Genomic DNA, 26026 nt, shown 5'->3' with positions numbered 1-26026 from the left:
TTTAAGTTGAAAACGCTGTAATTTAAAAATCCCTACGCATAATAACTTATTTCTACTTGCGCCGGTATAGCCGGTGGTAATGATCTACGGGCAAAAATAATGTATTGCCTAATATCCCGATATTTTCCGATTGCCCGATGAAAAGCAGCCCTTGGGGTAATAAGGCCCGATGGAATTTTTTGAACAGCTGATCCTGTAAATTGCTTTTCATGTAGATGAGCAGGTTTCGGCAACTGACGATATCCAGGTTTTCCGGTGCATTTACGCTGACCACATCCTGCCTGATGAACTCGCAGGCCGCGCGTATCGGCTCGGTCACTTGGTAATGCTGTCCCCTGGTCTCGAAATAACGCGCCAATATTTTGGGCTCGATTTCCTTGAACGCAGTCTGCCGATAGATTCCGGTATGGGCAATTGCCAGCGCCTCCGGGTTGAGGTCGCTGCCGATGATCCGGATTTTGAATCTTTTGAAGCTATCGCCGAGGATTTCGTTAAGCAGAATGGCAAAAGTGTAACATTCTTCCCCAGTGGCGCAGCCGGGAACCCAGATTCTGATAGTTTCTTCAGGCGCTTTTTGTCCGACTGTTTCGGCCAGATGCTTTTTGACCACGGCAAACGCTCTATTGTCGCGGAAGAACGATGATAACGACACCAGAAAAAGATGTTGCAAGGTTTTCAGCTCATCGGGATATTTCTCGATGTAGGCCAGATACTGTTCGAAATTAGTTATTTTCAAGGTGGTCATTCGGCGGTCTATCCTGCGCAGCAAGGTTTCTTCCTTGTAGCTGGAAAAATCAATGCCAGTCGCCTTGAACACGTTTTGCAGCAGTGCGGGTAGATGCCGGTTGGACGCAGCTCTCAAACCGGAAGGCGTAGCGCGCGGCAGTGCCGTCGATCCGATTGAGAACATCGCAGTCAGATGTTGTGCCATTGCCTCGGGCTCCAGAACCTCATCTGCCGCATTGGCCTGTATCACGGTCAACGGCATGCCTGAATAGGGTGCCGATTGCGGGTTCTGCACTAGGGTCAGACCGCCGTTTGCCTTGATGGCCTTACAACCGGCGACACCATCCAAGCCTACTCCGGAAAGAACAATACCAATTGCCTTATTGCCCATATCTTTTGCAAGCGAGACAAACAAGGCATTTACCGATGGAGTGGAAATATGCTCGGGGGCGGGGTGGAGCAGTTGGATAAGTCCATTCTGAACCATGCCGTTAAAACCGGAAGGAATAAGATATACCCGGTCCGGCTCAAGCTGTTCACCAGCTCTTGCTTGAATGACCTTTAACCTGGATTTATGGTTGAGCAGGCGTAGCACCAATTCGTCATGACCGTCTTTTGCCATATGTTGAGCAACGACATAGGCAACGCGGCCGTTTTCGGACAGGCTGGACAGCAGCTTCGTCAAGGATTCCAGGCCTCCGGCAGACGCGCCGATGCCGGCTACGTGAAAGGTTTTTGCTAATGACTTAGTAATCATGCTTTTAATGTAACTGATGTTACGCATTTAGCCGAATGAAATATGTATAAGGGGTGCTCACGCGACGGTTATTTGAATCGGGGGCGAGTTACTTTCTTTTGCTTTGCTTCGGCAACTGCTCCTGCTCCTGCGTTGCTCTACCTCCTGCGTCCATGCAGTCGTAGAGGCGCCTACTTTTGGTTTTCGTGGACTATGTTTTTTTCTTGGGAATGGCCTTAATCAAATTTGCTTCATCGTAATATCCAACGTCAAAATCCGGTAAGCGATTTGCCGCGGCGTCATATTCAGCAGGCGAGCGGCCTTGGCTTGTACCCAGCCGCTTTGCTCCAATGCGGCAATAACCCGTTCCCGGTCGTCCATGTTTTCATCATTAAAATCAATCGCGGGTGCTTTTTGCGCTTTGTGACTGATGGTTGTGCCGATTTCATCTTCCAGGCCGGTGCTGACCATCACGTCGCGGTCGATAATGCCGTTCTGGCTCATGATTGCGGCGCGTTCCAGCCGGTTTGCCAGTTCTCGGACATTGCCGGGCCAGTTGTGCTTCATTAATATGCGTATCGCGCTTTCCTTGATTTCCAAGGGGCGGCCGCCTTGCTGTTTTGAAATTCTGCCGAGCAGGAATTCGGATAGCTGCGGTATGTCCTCAGTCCTGTCGCGTAATGCAGGCATGAACACCGGCATAACGTTAAGGCGGTAATACAAATCTTCCCTGAACTCGCCTTTAGTGACTTCTTCTTCAAGATCGCGATTGGTTGCGGCAATGATGCGGACATTAACCTTGATGGTTTGGGTGCCGCCGACCCGTTCGAACTCGCCTTCTTGCAATACGCGCAGCAGTTTGGCTTGGAACGATGAGGAAATTTCACCGATTTCATCGAGAAACAGGGTGCCGTTATCGGCTAATTCAAAGCGGCCTTTGCGTTGGCTGACAGCGCCGCTGAACGCGCCTTTCTCATGGCCGAATAGTTCGGATTCCAATAAAGTGTCGGGCAGGGCCGCGCAATTGAGTTTTAAAAAAGGTCCGCCGGCACAGCCCGAGTTAAAGTGAATCGCATTGGCGACCACTTCCTTGCCGGTGCCTGATTCGCCTCGAATTAATACTGTGGTGTTCCATTTTGCAACTTGGCGTATCAAGTCGAACACTTTTAACATCGGCGGCGAATGGCCGATGATGTTTTCAAAGCTGTAGTTCTTGATCAACGCCTGTTTAAGTTGATCCCGCTCGCTGAGCAGATGACGTTGTTTGCGTTCGATTCCACGCAGCATTTTGACGCTTTGCGCAATCAGGTTGGCGATCATCTCCATAAACCGGGCGCGTTCGCCCAGAAACTGGCTGTTATCCGGCTGGGCGGCCAATACGCCGATGGTGTCGCCTTCTTCTATGTAAATGGGTGAACCGATAAAAGGCAGTTCGGGATCGTACAAACCCAGACGGCCTAAAAAACGCGGCTCTTCGGACACTTTTTCAATGACGATGGTGCTGCCCTCATCCAGTATGGCTCCCATTAATCCTTCGCCGGGGTTGTACCTGACCGGTTCGGCGGGTTTGTCTGTATTATTGCTGTGGACAACGCTGACAATCATGCTGTCGCTCTCAATTTCGCGCAGCGTTATCATGCCGGATCTCATGCCCGACCGTTTGTGCAATATCTCCAAAACCGCCTGTAATTTTGCGTGCAAATCGTGGGTGCTGTTCAATACCTGGCTGATGATATACAAGGTATCGAGCTCGGCTTCGATTAGCTGAATACGTTCGGCCATTACTCTATCCTCTTAGGAATTTGTCTGCATACAGGAAAGCTGATTTTGAATCGGCATCCCTGGTCACAATCCGGGTCTATTTCAATAAATCCCTGATGCTGGTTGACAATCTCTTTCGCCATAACCAGCCCCATACCGGCCTGATTGCCGCCCATCGGACGTGTGGTGTAAAAAGGTTCGAATACTTTGGCGCGTTTTTCGACCGGGATGCCGGAACCGCTGTCTTCAATGCAGACATAAATCAGGTCGGCGTCGGCATCGGTGGTGATTTTAAGGCGCTTTTCCGTGCTATCCGATCCGCAGACCGCGTCAATCGCATTGTCGATCAACTGCTTGAACAATATGCGCAGGCGGTTTTCAGAGCCCAGCATAGCCGTCAAATTTGAGAGCGGCCGCCAATGCACTTCTATATCGTTGCTCCAGATCCGCTGATGATTGAGTAACAGCACTTCATGCAGAATCTGGTTCAGGTTGACCGGAATAACGGCTGTTTGCAGGATTTCGGGAATGCATTTTTGCATCGTCGCCACGGCTTCTTCACCGGATTGCTGAATATGCTGCAATATCTGTAACAGGCCGGCATGCTGATCGTCCTGCTTATGACGCAAAATCTGTTCGGCCGCCCTGATTTGGTTCATCGGCAGTTGGATTTGGTGCATAGCGCCCAGCAATGTTTCACGGATACCGCGCACCCGTTCATCTTCAGCCATAACGGTTTTTAAGGTTTGGATATGCAGCTCTTCCATCTGTCTGCGCTGTTTCGTAATATCAGTCAATGTCAGTATCAGATACTGTTTGGATGTCTGCTCGAAAAAGGCGTCGGCATTAACTTCATTTTCTACAAACCAGTTTCCGGCACAAGAGAACCAGCGGGTTTTGTGGCTTCCTTTGCTTTCGACTTTGAACTCACGGTTATTAAAGCCTTGTTCTTTGCTTTGTAACTGCGGCCATAAATCGCCCATCTCATCCCGTAGCAGTTGTAAAAAATACGTTGCAGGCTCGCCCTTGTCGAGATCGCTAACCAGCGCTTTATAGTTGTGATTATCCAGGATAACCCTGTCCTGATCGTCAAGTACGACCATCGCAATCGGCGATGAATTAATGACCGACTCGATCAACAATTTTTGGTTGATGAGTTTTTTTTCGGATTCATACGACTGGGTAATGTCTCTGTGCATGCCTATGTAGTGCGTGATCATTCCTGAACCATTCAGCATAGGCGCGATGGTCAAGTCGGACAGGTAACGCTCACCGGATTTATGCCGGTTGCATAAGGTGCCGCGCCATATTTTTTTGGTGCTGATGGTGCGCCATAAGTCGCGGTAGACCTCTCTGGGTGTGCGTTTGTCCGATAATATGGATTCGTTTTCACCCAGGATATCTTCAGGCCGGTAACCGGTAACTCTGCAAAACTCTTCGTTAACATAAAGAATTTTGGCTTTTTTATCGGTAATGGAAATGGCTATCGGCACCTGTTCAACTGTTTCAACGAACAGGCTGTAAAATATCTCGTCACCACCTTTAGTTACGTACCCCTCACCGAATAAATCGGGTGCAAGTTCGCTGATGACGCTCGCCATGTTGGTATGCGTTTGTAAAAATCGCAATGAAGTTTTTTTCATAAGTGCTTGCCGGGTGTAAGAGGGCTTTAGAATTATTAAGCAAATATGGCGCCAACATTAATGGGCGTGTTTGAGTGAGTGTTTTTTCTCGTTCCCACGCAGCGCACTCGTCTTTATACACAAGTCTTTGGGAGGCTGGAGGCTGCCGTCATTCCGATAGTCCCTTACCTGGCGTTAGGCGAGAAACAGACCGATATGCAGACCTTCCAGGTTTTTAAAACCTGGAAGGTCTAACTTGCAACGTTCTGATGACGACTTTGGGGCTGCGATGTGTATAAAGACGAGCGCAGTGCGTGGGCGCGAGGTAAATAGTACGGTAGGCCGGAATTAGCGTTTCCGGCGACCACACTAAAAGCCATTGTAGGATTTACGACACAGATATTTTTACCGATGTCGTTATGTATTACTTCCAACAGACTTTATGCACCGCTTTGGAATGTTTTGTCGGATATTCAGGCGATAAATGAGCTGTGCCTGCAATTGGCATAATTGATGCTTTTAATCTTGCAAACAACCTTAAAAGCAGACTGGAAAAACAGTGAGTGAATATCTTCTACTTTTATTAGGCACGGCTCTGGTCAACAACGTGGTTCTGGTGAAGTTCCTCGGGCTGTGTCCGTTTATGGGCGTCTCGAAAAAACTGGATTCGGCATTGAGCATGGGCTTGGCAACAACCTTCGTGCTGACCCTGGCCGCAATGACCAGTTGGATGTTGGAGCATTTTATTTTGGCGCCTTTTAATATCCAGTTTTTACGCATACTCGCCTTTATCCTGGTGATTGCCGCTGTGGTTCAGTTCACCGAAATGGTCGTGCATAAAACCAGTCCGGTGTTATATCAGATTTTGGGTATTTTCCTACCGCTGATTACCACCAATTGCGCGGTGTTGGGCGTCGCGCTGCTGAATGTGCAAGAACAATACGGTTTTATGCAAAGCATGATTTTCGGTTTCGGTTCTGCGCTCGGTTTTACGCTGGTGATGGTGCTGTTTGCAGGTTTACGGGAGCGCTTGGCGTTAATGGCTGTTCCGGCACTATTTGCAGGTACGCCGATTGCGTTTATTACCGCCGGGATTTTATCGCTGGCATTTATGGGTTTTTCAGGGCTTTATACGAAATAAACCGGTAGGGCGTTTAATGTCCACGAAAAACACGAAAAGCACGAAAAGAAAAAAAGGGGTGAATTTTTCAAATGGAGCGGATTTTCACCAACAGTATGCGGTCTTGTTTCGCATCGAATAAATCAAATTCAACATCATGATTTATTTGTTTTTCGTGATTTTCGTGTTTTTCGTGGACGAATTGATTTTTCTAGGATTAACAGGAAACAATATGTACGTTTTCTACGCTATTGTAAGTTTAACGGTGTTGGGGCTGTTGCTAGGCTTGCTGCTGGGTATTGCGGGCAAGTATTTAAAAGTTGAAAGCAGCCCGATTGTCGATGAACTTGAAGCCTTGCTGCCCGGCTCTCAATGCGGCCAATGCGGCTTTCCGGGATGCAGGCCTGCGGCTGAAGCGTTGGCCGAAGGTAATGCGCCGGCTACGATGTGCCCTCCGGGCGGTAGCGCGTTGGCTGAACAAATCGCTGCTTTATTGGGTTTGGATTTGGATTTAAGCGACGTAAAAGAACCCGAATTGCTGGTTGCCAGAGTCAGCGAAGACACCTGCACCGGTTGCACGCGCTGTTTTAAAGTCTGTCCTACCGACGCGATTGTCGGTGCGCCCAAGCAAATTCACGCGGTCGTTGCCGATGCCTGCATAGCCTGCAAGAAATGCGTCGACGTCTGTCCGACCGAATGCCTGCAAATGCATCCTGTCGAGGTTACCTTGCGTAACTGGCGCTGGGCCAAGCCTCTGAATGTTCCCGTGCAGCCTATGGGAACAAGGAGAAATGCTGTATGTTAAGTTTTTTTAAAACACCGCGTATTCGTGGCGGCGTACATGCAGAGGAGCATAAAACCGCGACTGCTGCGTTGCCTATCGTCAGCAACTTTCCGTTACCGAAAAAGCTGTATATTCCGCTGCAACAGCATGTAGGCAAACCCGCAGAGCCTATCATTATGGTCGGCGAAAAAGTGCTGAAAGGACAATTGTTAGCCTACAGTCAGGGCCTGATTTCTGCGCCGGTGCATGCACCAAGTTCGGGAATTATCGTCGATGTTAACGATTATCCTGCACCACATCCGTCCGCATTGCCTATTCGCACTATTGTGCTGGAAACCGATGGCATGGACGAATGGATGGAAACACAGGTTGCCCCCGATCCTTTCAAGCTCAATCCTGAAGAAATCAGTTTTCGCGTCGGTGCGGCGGGCATTGTTGGTTTAGGCGGTGCAACCTTCCCAACGGCAGTCAAGCTGAACATGGGCCGCGAAAACCATGTCGATACTTTAATTATCAATGGCTCGGAATGCGAGCCATATTTGTGCTGCGATGACAGATTGATGCAGGAGCGCGCCGAGCAGATTATCGACGGCGTGCGCTTGATGTTGCGCGGCATGGAAAATACAGACGCGATTAATCGCGTCTCTACAAATGCAGTGGTGGCGATTGAAGACAATAAGCCGCAGGCTTATGTTGCGATGCGAGCCGCAGCAGAACCCTATGCGCAGATTAAAGTCATACAAATTCCCACCCGTTACCCGATGGGTTGGGATCGGCAGTTGATCCGTTATGTCACCGGCAAGGAAGTCCCGGTTGGCTGCCGCTCATCGGAAATCGGCGTAACCATCCATAATGTCGGTACTGCTTATGCAGTCCATAAAGCCATTCGCTACGGGCAGCCTTTGCTTGGTCGTGTTGTCACCGTAGCGGGCGGCGCAGTAAAGCGCCCGATGAATGTCGAAGTGCTTTTCGGCACATTAATCTCCGAACTGTTCGATTTTTGCGAGGTGAATAAGGAAGAAATCGCGCGCATCATTATGGGCGGCCCGATGATGGGCGATTCCTTACCGCACGCCGGTTTGCCTACCGTTAAAGCCACCAGCGGCATTCTGGCCTTAACCCAAAGCGAACTCAAAAACACCGACGAACAACCTTGTATCCGTTGCGCCAGTTGCGTCAGCGTTTGTCCTGCGGGACTTCGTCCTTTGGATATGGCGAACAACATCCGCATTAACCAACTGGATGCGGCGGTGGATATAGGCTTGAAAGACTGCATCAGTTGCGGTTGCTGTTCTTATATCTGCCCATCCAATATTCCGCTTGTGCAGCATTTTAAATATGCCTCCGGTGAAGTCGTTGCCAGACAGCAAGCCCAGCATAAATCCGAGCAAACGAAGAAGTTGATTGATGCCCGTAATGCCCGTATGGAGCGAATCGCGCAACAACAACGCGAAGAAGAACTCGCCCGAATTGCGGCTAAGGCGGAGCGGGAACGCTTAAAAGCCGAGCAGGAGGCATTGGTATGATGGTGCATATGAAACCGAGCAGCGGCGCCCATGTCGGCGCCAACAACAGCGTCAGCCATATTATGTGGCAAGTCATGCTGGCACTCTCTCCGGCAACGGCGTTTGGATTATTGTGTTTTGGTTGGCCCGCAATCAACCTGTTTATTATTACCGTGCTGTCGGCGGTTGTGTTTGAAGCTTTTTGTGTTCGGCTCAAGGGCAGGGCGGCTAAACCTGTCATTATGGATGGCTCTGCGGTCCTGACCGGCTGGCTGCTGGCAATCACACTGCCGCCCTGGGCGCCGTGGTGGATAGGCGTGGTTGGTTCAGGGCTGGCGATTATTTTGGGCAAACAGGTTTACGGCGGTTTGGGGCAAAACCTGTTCAACCCGGCGATGTTGGCGCGGGTTGCGTTATTGATTTCATTTCCTATCGAAATGACCATATGGGCGAACGTCTCGCCGCTATTCTTTTCACATTCGCCGGGCTTGATTGAAAGCTGGCACATTACTTTTTTAGGCTTGGACAATATCGACGCCAGCACTGGCGCGACTACGTTGGGTTTTATCAAGGCCGAATTTTCCCAGAACCATTTATTGACCGATATCTTGAAAGATTATTCCGGTTTTCTTAACTTTATAGGCGGGACTCGAGGCAGTCTTGGCGAAACTTCAACGCTGTTGCTGGGCTTGGGCGGCATCTGGTTAATCCGGCAAAATATCATTCAATGGCAAATTCCGGTGTCCTTATTGCTGACGGTTGCGTTGCTGTCCGGTTTTTTTCATTTCGCGGATAGTGAGCATTATGTCAGTTCACTGCTGCATTTGAATTCGGGCGCAATGATGTGTGTGGCGTTTTTTATCGCTACGGATTATGTCACTTCGCCGAATACGCCTACAGGGCAGTTGGTGTTTGGCGCGGGCTGCGGGCTGCTGATTTTTGTTATCCGCACTTGGGGCGCATATCCAGAGGGCGCGGGCTTTGCTGTGTTGTTGATGAACTCGGCGACGCCGTTGATCGATTATTACATTAAACCCCGAATTTACGGACGTGACCGTAAAGGCAAACCGCTTGAGATACCGAAATCGTAAATGGAACGCAGATGACGCAGATAGTTATGATAAACACAGATAAATCTTATTGAATCATAACCATCTGCGTCATCTGCGTTCCATTTTTAGTTACGCCTTTAGATCAAAATGTTTGGACCAGAGCTAAGCCATGAAACTTGACCCAGCCACCATCGAACGCTTAAAAGAAAAAATCGCCGTTTACCGGGAATTCCTGAGAAACTGGCTGGAGCCGTCGAACTTGGCCCAGCTTAGACCCAAACTGGAGTTTCAAACCGGCGTCTTGGCGGGATTCGCTTTGATTGCCAGCGTACTGTTGGGCGTGACCAATTGCAGCACCGAAGGCACTATTCAACGCCGGCTCGATGAGGATTTAAAGAAATCCCTCGAAGAAGTCGTGCCCGCCGCTCTTTACGATAACGACATGCTACAAGATACGCTGAATATCCCATCCGCCGAATACAATATCGGCGCGAACGAAACCACCGTTTATATCGCTAAAAAATCAGGTAGCGTTTCTGCGGTATGTTTCAAGTTTACCGCCCCCGATGGCTATTCCGGCGCTATCAATATGATCATGGGCATAGACCGCGACGGCAATATTTTAGGCGTACGCGTACTTAGCCACAAAGAAACGCCGGGCCTTGGCGATAAAATCGAAGCCGCAAAATCGGATTGGATATTGAAATTTGTCGGCCGCTCCCTGGACAACCTAGCGCCGGCAAAATGGACGGTTAAAAAAGACGGCGGCGAATTCGACCAATTTGCCGGTGCGACCATAACTCCGCGCAAGTCGGTGCAAGCGATTTATCGCGGCTTGCAATTATTCAAAGCGCATCAAGACCAACTGATCAATCCGGCTTTACACCTAAGTCGGGACAATGAGTGAGGCTTAACCGTTCGCCCTGAGCTTGTCGAAGGGCGAACGGTTAAGCCGTTCGTGGTTCGACAAGCTCACCACGAACGGCTTAACCTTGAACTGTCTTATCTTAAGTCGAAAGCCATTAGCCCTGGAGAAAATAACTATGTTTATATCGAAAACCTATCGCAAAATCGCCGCCGACGGCATTTGGAACAACAACATCGTGTTCGGGCAAAACCTGGCGCTTTGCCCGTTACTCGCAGTGACAGGAACAGCCACCAACGGCTTAGGGATGGGCCTTGCCACGCTGGTAGTTATTATTGCCTCCAACGGCCTCATTTCAGTGGCGCGGCATTTAATCCCCGGCGAAATCCGCATCCCTATTTTCGTGCTGCTGATTGCCGCGCTGGTGACCTTGGTCGATATTTTAATGAATGCCTGGGCGCATGAACTCTATAAAGTGCTGGGTTTGTTCATTGCTTTAATCGTAACCAATTGCGCCTTGCTGGGCCGTGCCGAAGCCTTTGCTTCCAAGCAGCCGGTTAAGCACGCTTTGTGGGACGGTTTGATGATGGGCTTGGGTTTTCTGATCGTTCTGGTCGCTCTCGGTGCGGCAAGAGAAATAAGCGCGTCGGGCACATTATTTGCCAATGCGTCAGTGTTGCTTGGCGAATCGTTCAGGTTTTTGGAAGTCACCGTTATCCCCAATTACAAAGGCTTTTTATTAATGGCGCTGCCGCCGGGCGGATTCATCATGTTGGCTTTTTTGATTGTCGGCAAGCGCCTGATAGACCAAAAAATTGCTGAAAGAAAAGTATCGGTAACCTTATTAAGCCCCGTTATTGCTGAGGAGGAATCATGAACGTCGGAGTTTGTTACGCGCAAGTCGATAGACAACTATGGATGCGGCTGGAAGTGCCGGATAACAGCACCATTGAAGAAACCATTAACCTGTCAGGTGTGTTAAAGCTTTATCCCGAGATAAACCTGACCAGCCAAAAAGTGGGCATATTCGGCAAAATTGCCCCGCTGGATACCGCTGTAAAGGATGGCGACAGGGTGGAAATTTATCGTCAGATCACTGCCGATCCGCAAATGGTGCAACGGCGAAGACGGTAGGCAATAGTCACGTATATATGTGTTTGTAAAGCTGTCAGCGACTCGCAGATGGAGGTGTAAAAATATCCGTGCAAACCGCCACTAAAAATTGTCCTTCAACCGCCTGACTTCGGCAAAAATTTCCACCGGCGTGTTGTTCACTTTATGGATGGTTTTTTGTAACGCTAAACTATCTTCCCTGAAAAATGGATTAGTCGCCAGTTCCTGCTCTATCGTCGACGGCACAGTCGGTAAATGGTCTGCTCTCAGCTGATTGATAACATCCATTCTTTGTTGTAAATGCCGATTATCAGGTTCTACGGTTAAAGCAAACCGGCCATTGGCTTGAGTGTATTCATGGGCACAATAGATTTGAGTCGATGCGGGCAACGTCTTCAACTTCCGTAACGAATGCCACATCTGTTCCGCAGTGCCTTCGAATAATCGGCCGCAGCCCATTACAAACAACGTATCTCCGCAAAACAGCATGTTGTCGTCTGCAAAATGATAAACAACATGGCCGCTGGTGTGGCCTGGAGTCGAGATGACCTTGGCCGAATGCGTGCCGAGCGTTATCACATTCCCGTCAACAACACCGCGATCCAGACCAGGGATTCTATGCAGGTCAGAGAGTGGCGCAATAACCGTGCAGCCGGTTTTTTGTTTTAACTCCAGATTGCCGCCCACATGATCCGAATGGTGATGAGTATTCAAAACGGTGGTTAGCCGCCAGCCTTTTTGATTCAAAACATCCAGTACCGGCTGGGCGACGGCGGGATCGACAGCAGCGGTTTCACCCGATACAGGGTCGTGAATCAGATAAATGTAGTTATCGTTTAAGACGGGGAGTTGTAGGATGGTCAACATGTTTTTTAAGTCCTTACTTACGTTTAAACTAATGGGCCCATTCTCAGGTATGGAACGAAACGCTCTTTTGTTTTACACTTAGTTTAAGTAAAACAATAAATTATTTGATTTTTAACTATAACCTCACAGCATCGGAAACAGATTGTCAGATATATGAAAGATGTTTATCGGTAACTATCCAAAACCAAGTTCAATTGATGTTTTCGACCAACTATTCCATATCCGATTCAAAGATACAATAATGACAATTATTGTTTTCCATGTCCATTAAATCGAAAGCGATGCGTTATATTTTAGCAATAGATCAAGGCACCAGCAGTTCACGCTGCATTCTTTACGATCAGCAGGCCAATACGGTTGCAATGGCACAGCAATCGTTTAAACAACACTTTCCGCATCCGGGCTGGGTGGAACATGATGCTGAAGAAATATGGGCATCGCAAGCGGGAGTTATTCAGCAGGTCATGATGCAAGCCCAACTGCGTCCGGCGGATATTGCCGGAATCGGCATCACTAACCAGCGAGAGACTACGGTAATCTGGGAACGCAGCACCGGCAAGCCAATTTATAACGCTATTGTTTGGCAGGATAGGCGCACGGCCGATGACTGTATCCGCCTGAAACAAGCCGGTTTCGAATCTATGGTTAAAGCTAAAACCGGTTTGCTGCTGGATGCTTATTTTTCAGCGACAAAAATCAGCTGGCTGCTGGATCATGTCGAGGGTGCGCGTGAGCAAGCCGAACGGGGGGAATTGGCATTCGGGACGATAGATTCCTGGCTGGTCTGGAAGCTCACCAACGGCGAGCTGCATATCACCGATGTTTCCAATGCCGCCCGAACATTGTTGTTTAACATCGATACGATGCAGTGGGACGATGAATTGCTGGCGTTATTCGGTATACCGTCATCTTTGCTGCCTGAGGTCAAATCGTCCAGTGAAATCTATGGGCAAACGCATAATTCAAAAATAGGTGCGGGGATTCCAATTGCCGCTATTGCGGGCGACCAGCAGGCGGGGCTATTCGGCCAGTTGTGCATCAATGCGGGCATGGCTAAATGCACCTATGGCACCGGCTCTTTCTTAATGATGAATACCGGACAGCAAAGAGTCGCTTCAAGTCACGGTTTGTTAACCACGATTGCTTGGCAAATCGGCAATGAAATTCATTATGCGCTTGAAGGCAGCGTGTTTGTCGGAGGTGCGGTCATTCAATGGTTGCGCGATGGTTTGGAGCTGTTCGAGCAGGCATCGGATAGCGAACAGCTTGCCGGTAGCGTTGACGATAACGGCGGCGTTTACTTTGTGCCGGCGCTGACCGGTCTCGGTGCGCCGCATTGGGATCCGCATGCGCGTGGAGCGATCTTCGGCATCACGCGCGGCACAACTTCTGCGCACCTTGCCCGGGCGGCATTGGAAAGTGTGTGTTTTCAGGTCGATGATGTATTGCAGCTGTTTTCAGTTGAAAGCGGCACGCCGATTGTCCAGCTAAGAATCGATGGCGGTGCCGCTGTCAATAATTTACTGGCGCAATTTCAGGCCGATATATCAGGTGTTGAAGTTGTCCGTCCTACCAACCTGGAAACCACGGCTTTAGGTGCGGCTTATCTTGCCGGTATCGCGATAGGATTATGGACTATCGACGAGCTTAATCAAAAATGGCGGATTGACCGGTCGTTTCAGAAAAAAATGCGGCCGCTGGAAGCTGAATCGTTAAAACGGTATTGGCTTAAGGCCGTGGAAAGAGCAAAAAATTGGGTTGAATAAGGTTAATTAATGATAGAAATAAAACTTCGCGAATATGAAAATTTTCACATTGTGTTATGGCTTTTGAAAGACACTTGTTGGTTGATGGAATGGAAGCTGGAAGGAATTGTCATGATTGTGCCCACGATTGCGGCCGCTTTACATATTACCTGGTTGGGACGAAAAAATACCGCCAATCTGTTTCATAATTTGGCGGTTAGTAGCTGGATATGCGGTAATGCAGTTTGGATGATCGGAGAGTTCTTTTTTGACGATACTTTAAGGCCTTTTGCGAAAGTGTTTTTCAGCATCGGGGTATTGTTTTTAGCAGCGTATTATTTTGGGGTGCTTCCGAAAGAAAAACGTGTACGTCGTGTACGTTCATGAAGAAGCATCTGTTTGTAGATACAGGAAGATTGTAGCAAATAGGACAAAATGTTAACCATATTTTTTCAATAGAAGCCTGATTAATTTGTTGTTAATCATTCTCTTATAGTATTTACCATGAGGTTGTAAAAACTGGATTGAATATTGCTTAAGTAAAAAATACACATACTTAAACAATGGAGTTTGCAATGTCTTCTTCGATCCTTTCTGAAATATTAAACGGTTTGTACGAAAATACAGTCGTGCCGTATTTGGGGCCGGGGGCGCTTTTCGATGCCACCAATAAACTCACCGGAACCCCCATGCCTGCCGATAGCAACAGCCTGATTTTGGCTATGAATAACGGCAACCCGATGGCTCCCAAGCTTATGTACGAGTTTCCCAGAGCGGCAATGAACCAGGAGCTTAAAAGAGGCAGAAATTTTTTAGCGCAGTTTCTCACTAAATTGTATGGCGAAACAGAATGGACGCGCGCGGCAGTACATGACTGGTTGGCAGAATGGCGGCCCGCTTATGTCATCGATATAAACAGGGATACCCAATTGCAGGAGAGCTATGCCGATGAAGAGCATACATTGATTGTAGGCGTCGCAAGAATCACTGCAAGCCACTTCCGGTTTAAAATATATCATTATGATTGCAGCGATTATTTTGAAATACCCCAGGATCAGATCGATCACCGATTGCCCATTTTGTTTAAACCCTTGGGTACGCCCAAGCCGGAAGCCAGCTATATTGCTTCAGACGCCGATTATGTCGATTACATAACCGAGTTAATGGGCGGTTTTGCGATTCCGGATTTTCTTAAAGAATACCGCAAAGGAAAGCAATACCTGTTTATAGGTATGCCGTTAAACAGGGATTCGGAGCGCATGGTCATGAGCGATATAGTTTATGGCGCGGCAGAGCGAAAAGGCTGGGTTTTGAACAAGAATCCGACCGATAAGGAAAGACGTTATTGTAAAAAAATAGGTCTGGAAATCTTGGATCTAGGCGTTGAAGACTTACTGGCTGCCGTGCTTAATTAATGACCCAGTCCGGCGCATTCAACAATCATCGCCTGCTGCTTTATTACAAAGGCGACATCAGCGCCTTGATTTTATTCGCCCAACACTGCAACGGCAGTATCTGCTTTCCGGAACCGCTGCCTGCCTTGTCCAGCGCACTGAAACCTGAAGAGTTTGTAACCGCCAAAGTCAGTACTCATCCGGCATCGCTGGTCAATAATATCAATCGGCATTTCCAATTGGATAATGACATATTGCGCGTCGAACCGGAATTTAGCGAACAAATCGATACTCCCGGCGGCATTATCACCGTTCATATGGCGCGCTTCATGATGCTCGACCCTCCGCATATATTGATGCAAAGTAAAAATTGTACTCTGAAAACTCTAACGCAATTACGCAGCAGGCCGCCTGCGGAAATGGAGTTGCTGCGCCGTGCTTATTCCAAGGTGATGTAGGCCTGAGATGTTCGATTTCATGGACATGAGCTACGATGAGCCCGACGAGCCAATCGAGTTGGGGCCGTATATCCCGGATGCGGGGGAATGCATGCGTTGCGGCATCTGCGTTAGCAGTTGCCCGACCTTCCGCCTGTTCCGGATCGATGAAGAAACTCCGCGCCGACGCATCCGCACTATCAGCAAACTACTGGTTGAAAACCTGCCGATCAGCGCCGATGAACGCCAACATCTGGATAACTGCGTACAATGCCGGGCCTGCGAAACCGTTTGCCCAAGCCGGATGGCTTACGGGCAGTTATTCGATCAGACTCAGGCCCAGTTAAACCTAAAAGCCTCAGTTGAGCATTCCAAAATCCCGTTCGCCCAGAGCTTGTCGAAGGGTGGGCGGGATTTTGGAATGCTCACCAAATGGATGGTAACGCTGGCATTCAGGCTGATTGAAAATAAGGAGTGGCTGAGGCGGTTAATGCCATTGCTGGTTGTGTACTTGAAATTGGGATTGCAAAAACCGTTACGGCGTAGCGGATTGCTGAAAAAATTGCATTTGGCGGATGCCGAGGCCTTGCTGGGTAAACCGGCATTACAGACATTGGCTGTTTCTTATCCCGCCAATGCCACTAAGCGCGGCCGGGTCGCGTTGTTCACCGGCTGTATCGCCGAACATTTCGACCGAGAGACTTTGCTGGCGGCAATCAATTTGCTTAATACAATAGGCTACGAAGTACTGGTACCGCCACAACAAGGCTGCTGCGGGGCGATTCACCAGCACAACGGCCAGTCTGCCGCCGGTTTGATCGATAACAACATTGCTGTATTCAACGCGCTGGATGTCGATGCCGTGCTCCACACCGCAACCGGTTGCGGGGCGATGTTAAGCGAATATCAAAATGATGATGAAGCAGGACAATTGTTTCGGCAACGCTTGTATGACATTAATGAATTTTTGCTGAAATACTGGCCGGACGGACTACAACTGACAGCATCCGAGCTGAAAGTCGCAGTTCACGAGCCATGCAGTCAGCGCAACGTTCTCAAAAATCAGCAAGCCGTTTATGCGTTGCTGCAAAAAATCCCCGGTTTAAGTATTTCTACGCTGGCTGACAATCACATTTGTTGCGGAGCGGGCGGCAGCTACATGTTGACTCATCCGGACAATGCCAGGCAATTACGGGCTTTGAAACAGCAAGTCATTACCGCTGCCTCAGCGGATGTTGTGGTTAGCGGCAATTTTGGATGTGGAGCTCATCTTAATGCAGATGAGCATAAGGTCGAGCATCCTTTGCAGTTACTGGCTCGGCAGTTGCCTGTATCTGTTCTTGTGTGACGTAATATTGCGGTATTGTCGTTGGACGCCTTATTTATGGATGATCTTCATGCCGCCAGCTTGGCTCGAAAATACTGAATTTAGTGTATTTTGCAGAGGAGAGCATTTCAGCGCCATCCAAATCAAGCTCTTTTCCTAATCCTAGCCAATAGCAATTCTATTTTGAATCTAAAGACTATCCTTTCACGCATAGGCTTTGCCGTTTCCCGGTTATTGTTATCAATACTGTAATATTCCTGCGTCATTCGATCTGCTGCGACTGATTTTCCCATTGTTCTTTTATTCTAAAAATATTCAATCCCATGTGATTAGGTGTTAGCACTGATTGTTTTATCGACTCGCGTCTTATATCGTGTAATCAACTGCGTAACATCAGTTTAGATTTTGCAGCATTACTATTTTTGGTATTAAAAAACAAAGGTGTAACAGAACTTAATCGGCACGCAGTTATACATTGCGCTTCAGCTTCATCTTAATCGAGCACTTTATTATGCGTTTAATTATTATTGGACTGTCTATTATATTTTTTACCTTATCGACAATTATCACGTTTAAGGCGTTGGAGCTCCCGGATCCAAAAAATTCTCTTCAAGACGACCAGAAACTGGCAACATCTGAATCAAACAATGCCATTAAGGCGCTGGGGCTCCCCAATCCCAGAATTTCTCATCAGGACGAGAAACTTGCTACATCCGAATCAAACAATGTCATAGAAAGATTGGCCGAAGATCAGAATACTAACAGGGCCATTGTTGCAGACTTACAGGGAAAAATTACCCAACTTGAGGAACAACTCAAAACAAAACAAGAAGCCCTTGAAGACATTAAAGCCACAGATGCTAAAAATAGGCCACGAACCCTGGCGGTCTTTAGCGGTTGGACGTTTCGTCCCGGGAAGAATGGCGTAAATGATGTTGCTTTATCTACGATAGAGAATTTTGTCGGAGATATAGTGGCATCTAAAGGCAGCCGCATCCTTATTGAAGGTCATACCGACAATATACCGACCGGTAACCGGCAAATTGATAATATGGATTTGTCATTACGCAGGGCAAGAGCCATCGCGGATATATTGATTTCTCGAGGTATATCGCCAAAACGAATATCGGTAATTGGTTATGGCGACGCCCACCCAATAGACTCCAACGACACAAAAGAGGGCAGAGCAAAAAACCGCAGAGTCGAGGTCAAGCTTTTGCCTAAAGAACCTAAAGAAGGAAAAAGTTAATGCATATGTACACAGAGCACTTTAACCTCAACTTACTCCCGTTCGAGAATGTACCGGATCCACAGTTTTTTTATGGCTATGGAGATCATGCCTATATACATAAACAGATATCCGGGTCTTTACAGAGCGGCCGGGGCCTAATCGTTGTAATCGGGCCGATCGGTTCCGGTAAAACGACCCTCAGCCAGATGATAAAATTCGATTTTCCTGAAAAAATCAAATTAATATGGATGGGCGAGCCGCCTGCAAACAGCACTAACCTCTATCTGTTTCTCGCCCAGGAACTCGGATTACAGCCGTCATCGTCTGAGAAGACCTTTGTTATGAGAGACATCAGAAATGCCCTTTTACAGATTAATTCCGAAGGAAAGAAGTGCCTGATCATCATGGATGAGTCGCATTTGATGTCGGACGATGTTATCAACGGCATCCGTTTGCTGAACAATCTTGAAGAAGGATCGATTAAACTCATCCAATTGCTGCTTCTCGGTCAGGAAGAATTGATGGAAAAGATAAACAGGCCTGAGATGAAACCGTTTAAACAGCGAATCGCTACACTCGAAAATCTGCGAACGATGAATGTCGATACAATGCTCAAATATGTTTCGCATCGCATTCAGGTGGCTGGTGGTACCCCCGCCCTCATTTCAGATACCGGCTGGGAAGCACTTTCGATTGCATTTAGTGCCGGTGGGACACCGCGTATGATCAATTCATTGTGCGACAAATCATTTAGCGTTGCTTTTGAACGGGAAAAACCAGCTGTTGACGCGCGGGATATCTATGAAGCAACCCAGAGAATGGGATTGGTAACAGACGTTTTTCATTACATTTGTTTGCTAAATACTAGAGAAAGAGAAATAAAAAATCAGGAATCACAGCCAATAGCAGATAAACCTGTTCCTAAAACAGCAGAACAACCCACACCGTCTATTACCAGGAAAGCGGAACAGAAAAGCAGGGAGACAAAAAACGAAGTTCCTGACGTTTCCAGAGTAAGGATGGGGAAAGCCGACTCATCTCCTGCTGATCAAATAGATTTAAAAGTGCCGGTGACATTACTGATATTATCAATAATCGCATTCACGTTAAGCGTTTTATTCTTTTACCACCGAGCCCCGGCTTCACTGGACTCCTTGGCTGCCTTATGGGCGTATTCAACGCTGTAAAACGCCTTACGGTCTGGTTCGCCATAGATGCAGTCATGCCTAACATTTAGTGGGCTAGCGGGTTTTGACCGAACTGCGACAGTTATTATAGGCTGGTTCCGACCCTACAAATTCTTCTGTACCGGACATCCACGAATTGGTCGAGTAGTTGCCGGAGCTTTTATTCATTCAATGGACGGTTAAGTTCACTGCGCCGCTTATTGGTCTCTGGGCTAGACACAGGGACATCGTACTCAACTTGAAAAGGCAATACTAAAAGATATCTCATAACCCGCCGGATTGGCCGGGTCAATTTAGATAAGGTTGTTAGGTATTGTTAAAGTTAATATCTGATGTTACGCACGGATGTTTTTTGCCCCGTATGCCGCGCCGAGCACAGGACAAATCGGCAGGATAGCCGATTTGCATGCATCGCACCCGAAGGGCGAGGCACAAGGATGTGCCGAGTGATTCAAGCGGCAACCAGGCCGCCTTTTCTTTGGTTACTTTCTTTTCGACTGCATGGACAGATATTTGCTCCTGCAATATCTGCATTTCCCACCTCCTTGTGGGTCATGCAGGAGGTACGACCCCATGGATGGGGAAGGTAGAATCGCGTCTGGAACGGAGATCGAGAGCACCAACAGTAGGCGCTTTAGGCGACGCAGGAGCAGTTGCGAGGCAAAGCAAAAGAAAGTAACTCGCTTTCGGGTGCGAGAACCCGATTCAAATAATGTCGCGGTAGCGACACCTTAAATAATAAAAAATAGTAATGCAGTCTAAATTCGGCTAATTGCGTAACATCAGTATATAAAAAACAGCAAAAGGAAAAAGCCAGAGACTTGAACAGAAAACTCAAGAATATATTAAGTCAAAATGAGCAGCCGATTGAATCGGGTGACCGTGAGATACAAGAGAAAATAGTTTATCGACAGCACTGGCTTCCTTGGCTGCTACTGTTTCTGACATGGTTGGGCGAGGCATTTATTTTCTCGTTTGAATTCAATGAGCATAAGTTATTGCTATTTGCAAAAGACAGTAACTCTCGTCTCGGATAGGTTTAGCCTTAAGTTTGTTTGCGCAGCCTCAGCAAGGGAGTCGTCCACGACATTCACAAACCGATCCCTTGGCGCACTTCAATCCAGATTTTCGAATCCAGTCAAATGCTGATGACCAATTGATCAGTTAAGCGCGAGTAGGCCAATTTTTCATCGCCAATCGGATAAGGTTTTTGAATAATGCGATAGAACCAGTCGTTCTTTCTGCATTAGTCTGTGTGCCTATCAATTTGCACTTTGCCTCGAAAAACAAGATACTGATAGCCGCTATAAATCAGCATGACAGGAATCAAAAAACCGATAGTTGAGAGCATAAATATTAATGTCCTGCTCGAAGAAGCTGCATGCGTCAATGCTATCGAAGCAGGAATCATATAGGGATAATAGCCGATAGTCATTGCGGTCAAAGCAGCCAGTGAAATAATGACACTCCAGAAAAATGCTCTTAATTCGAACCGCATCCTTAAAGCCCGCATCAACATAATAAAAGCAAGGACTGCTAAAACAAGAAAAAAATCCAAGTAATAGCCTGTTTCAGAATCTGTCCAGCGCATTGCAAAATGAGGATTTAGCTGGGCTGCCCAGATGGCTACCGTTATTAGAATAACTATTTCCAGGACGGCTGCTATATAGGCTTGAGCAATGCTTATTCGCTGCATTGCGCCTTCGGTCTTTATCATTAAATAGGTTGCGCCCAGTAAGCTGTAGCCACTAACCACACCTAAGGCAACCAGTGCCGAAAAGGGCGTAAACCATTCCCAAATGTTGCCCTGATAGTCTCCCTCAGTAATACCCAGTCCGCTAATCAAGCCACCAAAAGCAAGCCCTTGAGCAAGCCCCGCGACTAAGCTGCTGTATCCAAACACCAGATTCCAAGGGGCGCTATTGCGGGCATGATGACGAAACTCAAAGGCGACACCCCGAAAGATAAGGGCAAACAACATAACCATGACCGGAATATACAGCGATTGTAGCGTGATGGCAAAAACCAGAGGAAAGGCGCCGAATAATGCGCCCCCAAGTAATACCAGCCAGGTTTCATTCGCATCCCAGATACTTTCAAGGCTTTTCATCATAATGGTGCGATGTTGGTCTATCCTGGTAAATAACGAAAGAATGCCTACACCCAGATCAAAGCCATCCAGAACGACATATAAAAATAGCATCAGGCCGATAATAAAAAACCAGATATTGGCGAGCATGCTATGAATTTCAGTGTCCATATCCCGTGACCTCGGAAGCGTTATCAAGTGAACTCAAATGACACCTCATGATGGCGGCATTAATGTCAAATTGGGACCTTTCTGGAGAATGCGGGCGGCAAATATCAAAAACAAAATAAAAAGACCGCTATAAATAATCACAAAAGTAACCAGACTGACTGCCACTACAGACGCCGGTAGCGTCGATGCCGCATCGCGGGTTCGTAACAGGCCGTAAATTATCCAGGGCTGACGGCCAACCTCCCGTACAATCCAGCCGCATTCGGTAGCCACATAGCCAAGCGGAATTGAAGCTATCCAAGCACGCAGCAACCAACGATTAATGCAAATGGATTCGGCTGATAATTGCCCTTTAAGCCAAGCGACCGATGTCCACACTATGAGTCCCATAAAAACCAACCCGATCACCACCATAACCCGGAAGCTATAGAAAATGAGTGGAATAGCGGGTGGCTGATCGGCCTGGGGAAATGATTTTAAGCCTTGTACCTGGCCGTGCCGATCACCGGTCACCAGAACGCTTAAACCGTTCGGGATTGAAAGAGCCCAAGCGTTTTTTTGTTCCATTTGGTTAGGCCAGGACAGTAGGTTCCAGGCAGCACCTTTGCCTTCCTGATTCGTAGTCCAATGTGCTTCGATAGCCGCTCCTTTTGCCGGTTGGTTTGCAAATATCTCTCGACCACTGCCGTGACCCAGAGATAATTGAACAGGCGTCACAAAAATCACGCCAATTAAGGCGAGCTTGAAGGACTTAAGAAAAAAATCGGCGTTTCTTTTTTTTAAAATATACCAGGCGGATAAGCCACCGATTACGAAAAGACTGGTCGTTACGCAGGCAAACCACATGTGTAAAACTCCCCATGGCATGCTTTTGGTAAAGATCGCTTCAAAATAACTATCCACCACAACCCTATTGTTTTCCAAATGAATGCCCGCCGGTGTTTGCATCCATGAATTAGCAACCATAATCCAAAAGGCAGATAACGATGCCCCTAATGCTACCATACAGGTAGCTAACAAATGAATGACTGGGGGAACTCGCATCCATCCAAACAGCATAATTCCGAGAAAACCGGCCTCCAGCATAAAGGCCATAGCGCCTTCGTAGCCCAGAATATTGCCGAAGAATTCTCCCGTAACCATGGCAAAGCGGGACCAGTTGGTGCCAAACTCAAACTCCAGGGGAATACCGCTGATAACGCCCACCGAAAAATTGAGCAGAAATAATTGAGCCCAAAAACGCGCATGCCGATAATGGTCGACATCACCCGTTTTCAGCCAAAGTCCTTCAAAAATTACCAGGATAAGCGATATCCCCACGGTCGTGAGCGGCCATAAAATGTGGAACATGGCGGTAACAGAAAATTGCAAGCGTGACAAAAACATCGGGTCTTGTAAGCTTTCCATTGGTATGTTTCTCCTGTTCGATATTACATTCTTAGGACTTTCGCTATTCCCCTAAATAGGGCAAGATGCTGGGGGTACCGCAGTTCGGCCCGCAAATAGTCGGAAAACAAGTCGGTTCGGACTTGATAGAGGGATTTTTTCAGGGTGGTCGCTTTATCTTTGAAGGAAATCCAGATGGTGTAGCAGCAAGCGATATATTTTTGCTGAGAACGGGCTTTGCGGCATTGGCATTTCTCGGAGCTTGTCAACTGTTTGAGTTCGCGGTGAAATTCTTCGACTTGCCGGGGCATGTCATTCAGCTCATGGGTGATGGGCCAGTCAATGTCGTCGTCTGGGGCGATCAGCTTGAACAATTTGACCTTGAACGGTACTTTTTCAGTTTGACGCCGCCGAATTGGTGGAGCCGTTCGGACGTCCATTCGACCGCATAGAGATGCATATAAGTAGTTGATCGGCGTACTGATCAAGTATTCTACGTAGCGTTGTTGGATTATCATACCCGTTAACATAACCTATTAGGCTAGGGATGCGAAAGTCCTGATTCTGATCATTCCAGTATTGATGGTTATTTTTATTATGAGACCATTAAACAGAAATTTCCACAACTGAAACTAGAGAGTAATTGCAAATTAATGGTTCAAATATAACATTAGTATAGCCTGTCTTTACCAAGCTCTCAGTCCTGAAAAAATTATTGTTTCATTTGATGTGATGTGACCTTTGATGTGATGTGACCTTCCACAATGGGGGCGTGGTTGCCGATCACTGTCAGTTTCTGAAGGACAGCTTTAAAGTATTGACCAGCCGATCATTAAAAACCTGTGTCTGTCTCTGCCGAATTTTATCTGTCAACCAGCAGTCAAAAATCGAACTAAACCGGTTAGTCAATTCAAGCTTTCTGATCATAAAAGCATATTAAATTTCGCCCGGCATCTTTTGCCTGATACATTGCTACGTCAGCCAACTTGATAACGTCAACTTGGTTTTCGTCGTGATGGATAAACAACGTAATGCCAATACTTGCAGTGCAATGATGTTCGATTATTGTATCGGCACGCTCATCGTTTTTGATAGCCAGTAGGTAGGGTTCGGACAAGGTCGTGAGAATTTTTTCCGCAACGATACGAGCTTGTGCATAGGACTCGGCTTTATCGACATCAAGCTCATTAAGCATCACTACAAACTCATCTCCCCCGAAACGCGCTACAGTATCCATTTCGCGCACACATTCTTTCAGGCGTTTAGCGACTTCGATAAGCAGTAAATCGCCTACGCCGTGTCCATGTTTGTCGTTCAGCGGTTTGAAGTTATCCAGATCAAGAAACATCACTGCGCCATAGCAACCGCTACGTTTGCTTGCTGCCATAGCCTGACTCAATCGGTCGTTGAGCAGGCGCCGGTTAGGCAATTGGGTAAGCGGGTCAAAATAAGCCAGATTGTAGATTTCTTCCTCGGCTTGTTTCTGGGCAGTAATGTCTTCATAGATGGCAACCACTTCTCCTGAGAGCAAGCGATAGAAACGGTTGTCCCGCCATCCTGAAATACGATTGTTACGATATGACGAGATAGGAAAGTGTTCCGGCTCACCGGTTTTCCAAACTCGTTGCAATGCTGTTAACAACCCGAGTTCCTTGATTCCGGGAAAGCATTCCGTAAGCCGTTTACCTATGACCTCTTGGCGTGATTTTTGTTCCAGCAACTCGGCAGCATGGTTGAAGTCTACAAAGATGAAGTCTTCCCCATCATCAACTGCGGTATACACAGCGACGCAGTTATTCATATTTTCAAACAACTGCCTGTATTTCAGTTCCTTTTCTATCAGTTGCCTGGTACGCTCGATAACCTGTTTCTCAACACTCTCATAGGCAACTCTGGCTCGATGCTCGGCAAGACTTTGTTTCGCAATCTGGTTAGCAAAGCCCACAAGCATTTTCAGGATATGAGGAATTTTTTGTTCTTCAACAATCGGAACTTCTGCCAGAGCCTGGAAATAAGCGTCATGGTCAAAACCGAACTCGGCACATTGAGCTTCAAACTCTTTATGGTCGGGATGCTTAAGGAAAAACTGGCCAATGAATAGATTGGCGATGTGCTGTCCTTCAATAACGATCGGAGAAGCACAATCGGTCAGTCCGTTTCGACAGCGATAGATTGCGTAATCCTTGCCTTCTTGCATTTGACGCGAAAGGTTTGTGTCACTTTCCAGGCAACGGATTAATGTGCCTTGATTAGCACGATGAAATTCAATACATATACGCTGCCAATTTGAGGAAGCTAAGACATGGCCGTTAAAATCGATAATCGAGACAGGCAAACCGATAACTTCCAGGTAGCTTGCAAACACATCATTTAATTGGCTAAAGTCAATTAATTGAGCAAGATTGATCTCCGAATCCGCCGAAGTCTCTTTCGGCGTCAGTTCTTTATTCCACGATGCAGGGAGTGGATCTCGCATCTGATCCAACTGTGGATTGCGTACAAACAAAATCGGCTTTTCAGTGTTGGATGAAGAGTCATTCATGATTCAGAAGTGCCTCAATGTAAAGTTCTCATGCCCAATTCGCCGCTCAGTTACAAGCGTCTTCAGATGAAGACAATTACACCGGGATGAAATAAGCAAAAAAATACAGCTGTCCACTCTAACGCCATTGTGAGTATAGACAAAAATAGAGTGTAAACGAATTCTTACAGAGTTATAAGCTATTAACACAGTAAGTTACTCAAACGGAGCACATCGAAGTGGGTTAAGATAAATTGCAATATTTTCTACCTTTCTACCTTTCAGCCTGAAGTCAGGTGGAAGGCCGCCGCAAGCTTGCCTGGGCTTCATGATTATCATGACGGCGCACTGATACTGTATTAAGTTTTTATCTAACCAGATTGAGGA

Annotated in this window: 23 protein-coding genes; 16 read left to right on the top strand and 7 right to left on the bottom strand. The window is 47.4% G+C overall.

From position 1 onward, the window contains the following. Positions 1-52: 52 nt before the first annotated feature. From EPO18_RS18935 to nifL, 3 genes are all read right to left on the bottom strand, one after another. Positions 53-1483 carry a chemotaxis protein CheB gene (locus EPO18_RS18935; protein ID WP_292436118.1) on the bottom strand — a complete coding sequence of 477 codons (1431 nt, stop codon included), beginning with the start codon at positions 1481-1483 and terminating at the stop codon, positions 53-55. A gap of 219 nt (positions 1484-1702) precedes the next feature. Beyond that, complete coding sequence (gene nifA, locus EPO18_RS18930) at positions 1703-3244, bottom strand: nif-specific transcriptional activator NifA (protein WP_292436116.1); 1542 nt, start codon at positions 3242-3244, stop codon at positions 1703-1705. Next, positions 3244-4866 carry a nitrogen fixation negative regulator NifL gene (gene nifL, locus EPO18_RS18925; protein ID WP_292436114.1) on the bottom strand — a complete coding sequence of 541 codons (1623 nt, stop codon included), beginning with the start codon at positions 4864-4866 and terminating at the stop codon, positions 3244-3246. The genes nifA and nifL overlap by 1 nt, the downstream gene beginning before the upstream one ends. A 538-nt stretch (positions 4867-5404) precedes the next feature. On the opposite strand from nifL, the gene rsxA reads away from it, so the two are divergent. From rsxA to EPO18_RS18890, 7 genes are all read left to right on the top strand, one after another. After that, positions 5405-5986 carry an electron transport complex subunit RsxA gene (gene rsxA, locus EPO18_RS18920; protein ID WP_292436112.1) on the top strand — a complete coding sequence of 194 codons (582 nt, stop codon included), beginning with the start codon at positions 5405-5407 and terminating at the stop codon, positions 5984-5986. 211 nt (positions 5987-6197) lie between these two features. Beyond that, positions 6198-6770, top strand: coding sequence for an electron transport complex subunit RsxB (gene rsxB / locus EPO18_RS18915; protein ID WP_292436110.1), 573 nt, complete (start codon positions 6198-6200; stop codon positions 6768-6770). Further along, positions 6764-8275 carry an electron transport complex subunit RsxC gene (rsxC, locus tag EPO18_RS18910; protein WP_292436108.1) on the top strand — a complete coding sequence of 504 codons (1512 nt, stop codon included), beginning with the start codon at positions 6764-6766 and terminating at the stop codon, positions 8273-8275. The genes rsxB and rsxC overlap by 7 nt, the downstream gene beginning before the upstream one ends. After that, positions 8272-9345: an RnfABCDGE type electron transport complex subunit D gene (locus EPO18_RS18905; protein ID WP_292436106.1), complete on the top strand. Its 1074-nt coding sequence runs from the start codon at positions 8272-8274 to the stop codon at positions 9343-9345. Before rsxC ends, EPO18_RS18905 begins: the two co-directional genes overlap by 4 nt. Positions 9346-9475: 130 nt before the next feature. Next, positions 9476-10213 (top strand): electron transport complex subunit RsxG, encoded by a 738-nt coding sequence (rsxG, locus tag EPO18_RS18900; RefSeq protein WP_292436103.1) that lies wholly within the window; start codon positions 9476-9478, stop codon positions 10211-10213. 136 nt (positions 10214-10349) lie between these two features. Then, positions 10350-11048, top strand: coding sequence for an electron transport complex subunit E (locus EPO18_RS18895; protein WP_292436101.1), 699 nt, complete (start codon positions 10350-10352; stop codon positions 11046-11048). Further along, the gene (locus EPO18_RS18890; RefSeq protein ID WP_292436099.1) at positions 11045-11305 is read left to right on the top strand and encodes an RnfH family protein; all 261 of its coding nucleotides are present in this window, start codon (positions 11045-11047) and stop codon (positions 11303-11305) included. Before EPO18_RS18895 ends, EPO18_RS18890 begins: the two co-directional genes overlap by 4 nt. A gap of 81 nt (positions 11306-11386) precedes the next feature. Here EPO18_RS18890 and gloB read toward each other — a convergent pair whose 3' ends face one another. Beyond that, on the bottom strand, positions 11387-12151 hold the full coding sequence (gloB, locus tag EPO18_RS18885; RefSeq protein WP_292436098.1) for a hydroxyacylglutathione hydrolase: 765 nt from the start codon (positions 12149-12151) through the stop codon (positions 11387-11389). Between the two features lie 260 nt (positions 12152-12411). Between gloB and glpK the strand changes: the two genes are divergently transcribed. The 8 genes from glpK (at position 12412) to EPO18_RS18845 (ending at position 20509) form a co-directional block, all read left to right on the top strand. Continuing rightward, entirely contained in the window at positions 12412-13917 is a 1506-nt protein-coding gene (gene glpK, locus EPO18_RS18880; protein WP_292436096.1) for a glycerol kinase GlpK, read from the top strand. Between the two features lie 9 nt (positions 13918-13926). Next, complete coding sequence (locus EPO18_RS18875; RefSeq protein WP_292436094.1) at positions 13927-14283, top strand: hypothetical protein; 357 nt, start codon at positions 13927-13929, stop codon at positions 14281-14283. A 188-nt stretch (positions 14284-14471) separates the two neighbouring features. Beyond that, complete coding sequence (locus EPO18_RS18870) at positions 14472-15311, top strand: SIR2 family protein (protein WP_292436091.1); 840 nt, start codon at positions 14472-14474, stop codon at positions 15309-15311. Beyond that, the gene (locus tag EPO18_RS18865) at positions 15311-15748 is read left to right on the top strand and encodes a hypothetical protein (protein WP_292436089.1); all 438 of its coding nucleotides are present in this window, start codon (positions 15311-15313) and stop codon (positions 15746-15748) included. The genes EPO18_RS18870 and EPO18_RS18865 overlap by 1 nt, the downstream gene beginning before the upstream one ends. A 7-nt stretch (positions 15749-15755) precedes the next feature. Further along, a complete protein-coding gene (locus tag EPO18_RS18860) occupies positions 15756-17075 on the top strand; it encodes a (Fe-S)-binding protein (protein WP_292436085.1) in 1320 nt (439 codons plus the stop codon). Between the two features lie 490 nt (positions 17076-17565). Continuing rightward, a complete protein-coding gene (locus tag EPO18_RS18855; protein ID WP_292436083.1) occupies positions 17566-18303 on the top strand; it encodes an OmpA family protein in 738 nt (245 codons plus the stop codon). After that, the gene (locus EPO18_RS18850; RefSeq protein ID WP_292436081.1) at positions 18303-19472 is read left to right on the top strand and encodes an ExeA family protein; all 1170 of its coding nucleotides are present in this window, start codon (positions 18303-18305) and stop codon (positions 19470-19472) included. The genes EPO18_RS18855 and EPO18_RS18850 overlap by 1 nt, the downstream gene beginning before the upstream one ends. Positions 19473-20293: 821 nt before the next feature. Continuing rightward, the gene (locus tag EPO18_RS18845) at positions 20294-20509 is read left to right on the top strand and encodes a DUF2956 family protein (RefSeq protein WP_472850915.1); all 216 of its coding nucleotides are present in this window, start codon (positions 20294-20296) and stop codon (positions 20507-20509) included. 209 nt (positions 20510-20718) lie between these two features. On the opposite strand, the gene cydB is transcribed toward EPO18_RS18845, so the two are convergent. Continuing rightward, positions 20719-21732, bottom strand: coding sequence for a cytochrome d ubiquinol oxidase subunit II (gene cydB, locus EPO18_RS18840; protein ID WP_292436078.1), 1014 nt, complete (start codon positions 21730-21732; stop codon positions 20719-20721). 45 nt (positions 21733-21777) lie between these two features. Further along, entirely contained in the window at positions 21778-23139 is a 1362-nt protein-coding gene (locus tag EPO18_RS18835) for a cytochrome ubiquinol oxidase subunit I (protein WP_292436075.1), read from the bottom strand. Between the two features lie 65 nt (positions 23140-23204). Here EPO18_RS18835 and EPO18_RS18830 point away from each other — a divergent pair, with 65 nt between their 5' ends. Further along, positions 23205-23570, top strand: a complete 366-nt coding sequence (locus EPO18_RS18830) for a hypothetical protein (RefSeq protein WP_292436073.1) — start codon at positions 23205-23207, stop codon at positions 23568-23570. Positions 23571-24028: 458 nt separating this feature from the next. On the opposite strand, the gene EPO18_RS18825 is transcribed toward EPO18_RS18830, so the two are convergent. Then, complete coding sequence (locus EPO18_RS18825; protein ID WP_292436071.1) at positions 24029-25660, bottom strand: PocR ligand-binding domain-containing protein; 1632 nt, start codon at positions 25658-25660, stop codon at positions 24029-24031. Positions 25661-26026: the final 366 nt, after the last annotated feature.

It is taken from the genome of Methylobacter sp. (genome assembly GCF_004322395.1).
Lineage (GTDB): Bacteria > Pseudomonadota > Gammaproteobacteria > Methylococcales > Methylomonadaceae > Methylobacter_A.
This window is presented reverse-complemented; position numbering and strand designations above follow the sequence as displayed.

Bases quoted from the DNA above. Each gene is read 5' to 3' on its own strand.
- EPO18_RS18905 (WP_292436106.1), top strand. From the start codon at position 8,272: ATGATGGTGCATATGAAACCGAGCAGCGGCGCCCATGTCGGCGCCAAC.
- EPO18_RS18870 (WP_292436091.1), top strand. From the start codon at position 14,472: ATGTCTTCTTCGATCCTTTCTGAAATATTAAACGGTTTGTACGAAAAT.
- rsxG (WP_292436103.1), top strand. From the start codon at position 9,476: ATGAAACTTGACCCAGCCACCATCGAACGCTTAAAAGAAAAAATCGCC.
- nifL (WP_292436114.1), bottom strand. From the start codon at position 4,866: ATGAAAAAAACTTCATTGCGATTTTTACAAACGCATACCAACATGGCG.
- EPO18_RS18875 (WP_292436094.1), top strand. From the start codon at position 13,927: ATGATAGAAATAAAACTTCGCGAATATGAAAATTTTCACATTGTGTTA.
- EPO18_RS18835 (WP_292436075.1), bottom strand. From the start codon at position 23,139: ATGGAAAGCTTACAAGACCCGATGTTTTTGTCACGCTTGCAATTTTCT.
- EPO18_RS18825 (WP_292436071.1), bottom strand. From the start codon at position 25,660: ATGAATGACTCTTCATCCAACACTGAAAAGCCGATTTTGTTTGTACGC.
- nifA (WP_292436116.1), bottom strand. From the start codon at position 3,244: ATGGCCGAACGTATTCAGCTAATCGAAGCCGAGCTCGATACCTTGTAT.
- glpK (WP_292436096.1), top strand. From the start codon at position 12,412: ATGTCCATTAAATCGAAAGCGATGCGTTATATTTTAGCAATAGATCAA.
- rsxC (WP_292436108.1), top strand. From the start codon at position 6,764: ATGTTAAGTTTTTTTAAAACACCGCGTATTCGTGGCGGCGTACATGCA.
- EPO18_RS18890 (WP_292436099.1), top strand. From the start codon at position 11,045: ATGAACGTCGGAGTTTGTTACGCGCAAGTCGATAGACAACTATGGATG.
- EPO18_RS18865 (WP_292436089.1), top strand. From the start codon at position 15,311: ATGACCCAGTCCGGCGCATTCAACAATCATCGCCTGCTGCTTTATTAC.
- EPO18_RS18855 (WP_292436083.1), top strand. From the start codon at position 17,566: ATGCGTTTAATTATTATTGGACTGTCTATTATATTTTTTACCTTATCG.
- EPO18_RS18860 (WP_292436085.1), top strand. From the start codon at position 15,756: ATGTTCGATTTCATGGACATGAGCTACGATGAGCCCGACGAGCCAATC.
- EPO18_RS18850 (WP_292436081.1), top strand. From the start codon at position 18,303: ATGCATATGTACACAGAGCACTTTAACCTCAACTTACTCCCGTTCGAG.
- EPO18_RS18935 (WP_292436118.1), bottom strand. From the start codon at position 1,483: ATGATTACTAAGTCATTAGCAAAAACCTTTCACGTAGCCGGCATCGGC.
- gloB (WP_292436098.1), bottom strand. From the start codon at position 12,151: ATGTTGACCATCCTACAACTCCCCGTCTTAAACGATAACTACATTTAT.
- rsxB (WP_292436110.1), top strand. From the start codon at position 6,198: ATGTACGTTTTCTACGCTATTGTAAGTTTAACGGTGTTGGGGCTGTTG.
- EPO18_RS18830 (WP_292436073.1), top strand. From the start codon at position 23,205: ATGCTGGGGGTACCGCAGTTCGGCCCGCAAATAGTCGGAAAACAAGTC.
- cydB (WP_292436078.1), bottom strand. From the start codon at position 21,732: ATGGACACTGAAATTCATAGCATGCTCGCCAATATCTGGTTTTTTATT.
- EPO18_RS18895 (WP_292436101.1), top strand. From the start codon at position 10,350: ATGTTTATATCGAAAACCTATCGCAAAATCGCCGCCGACGGCATTTGG.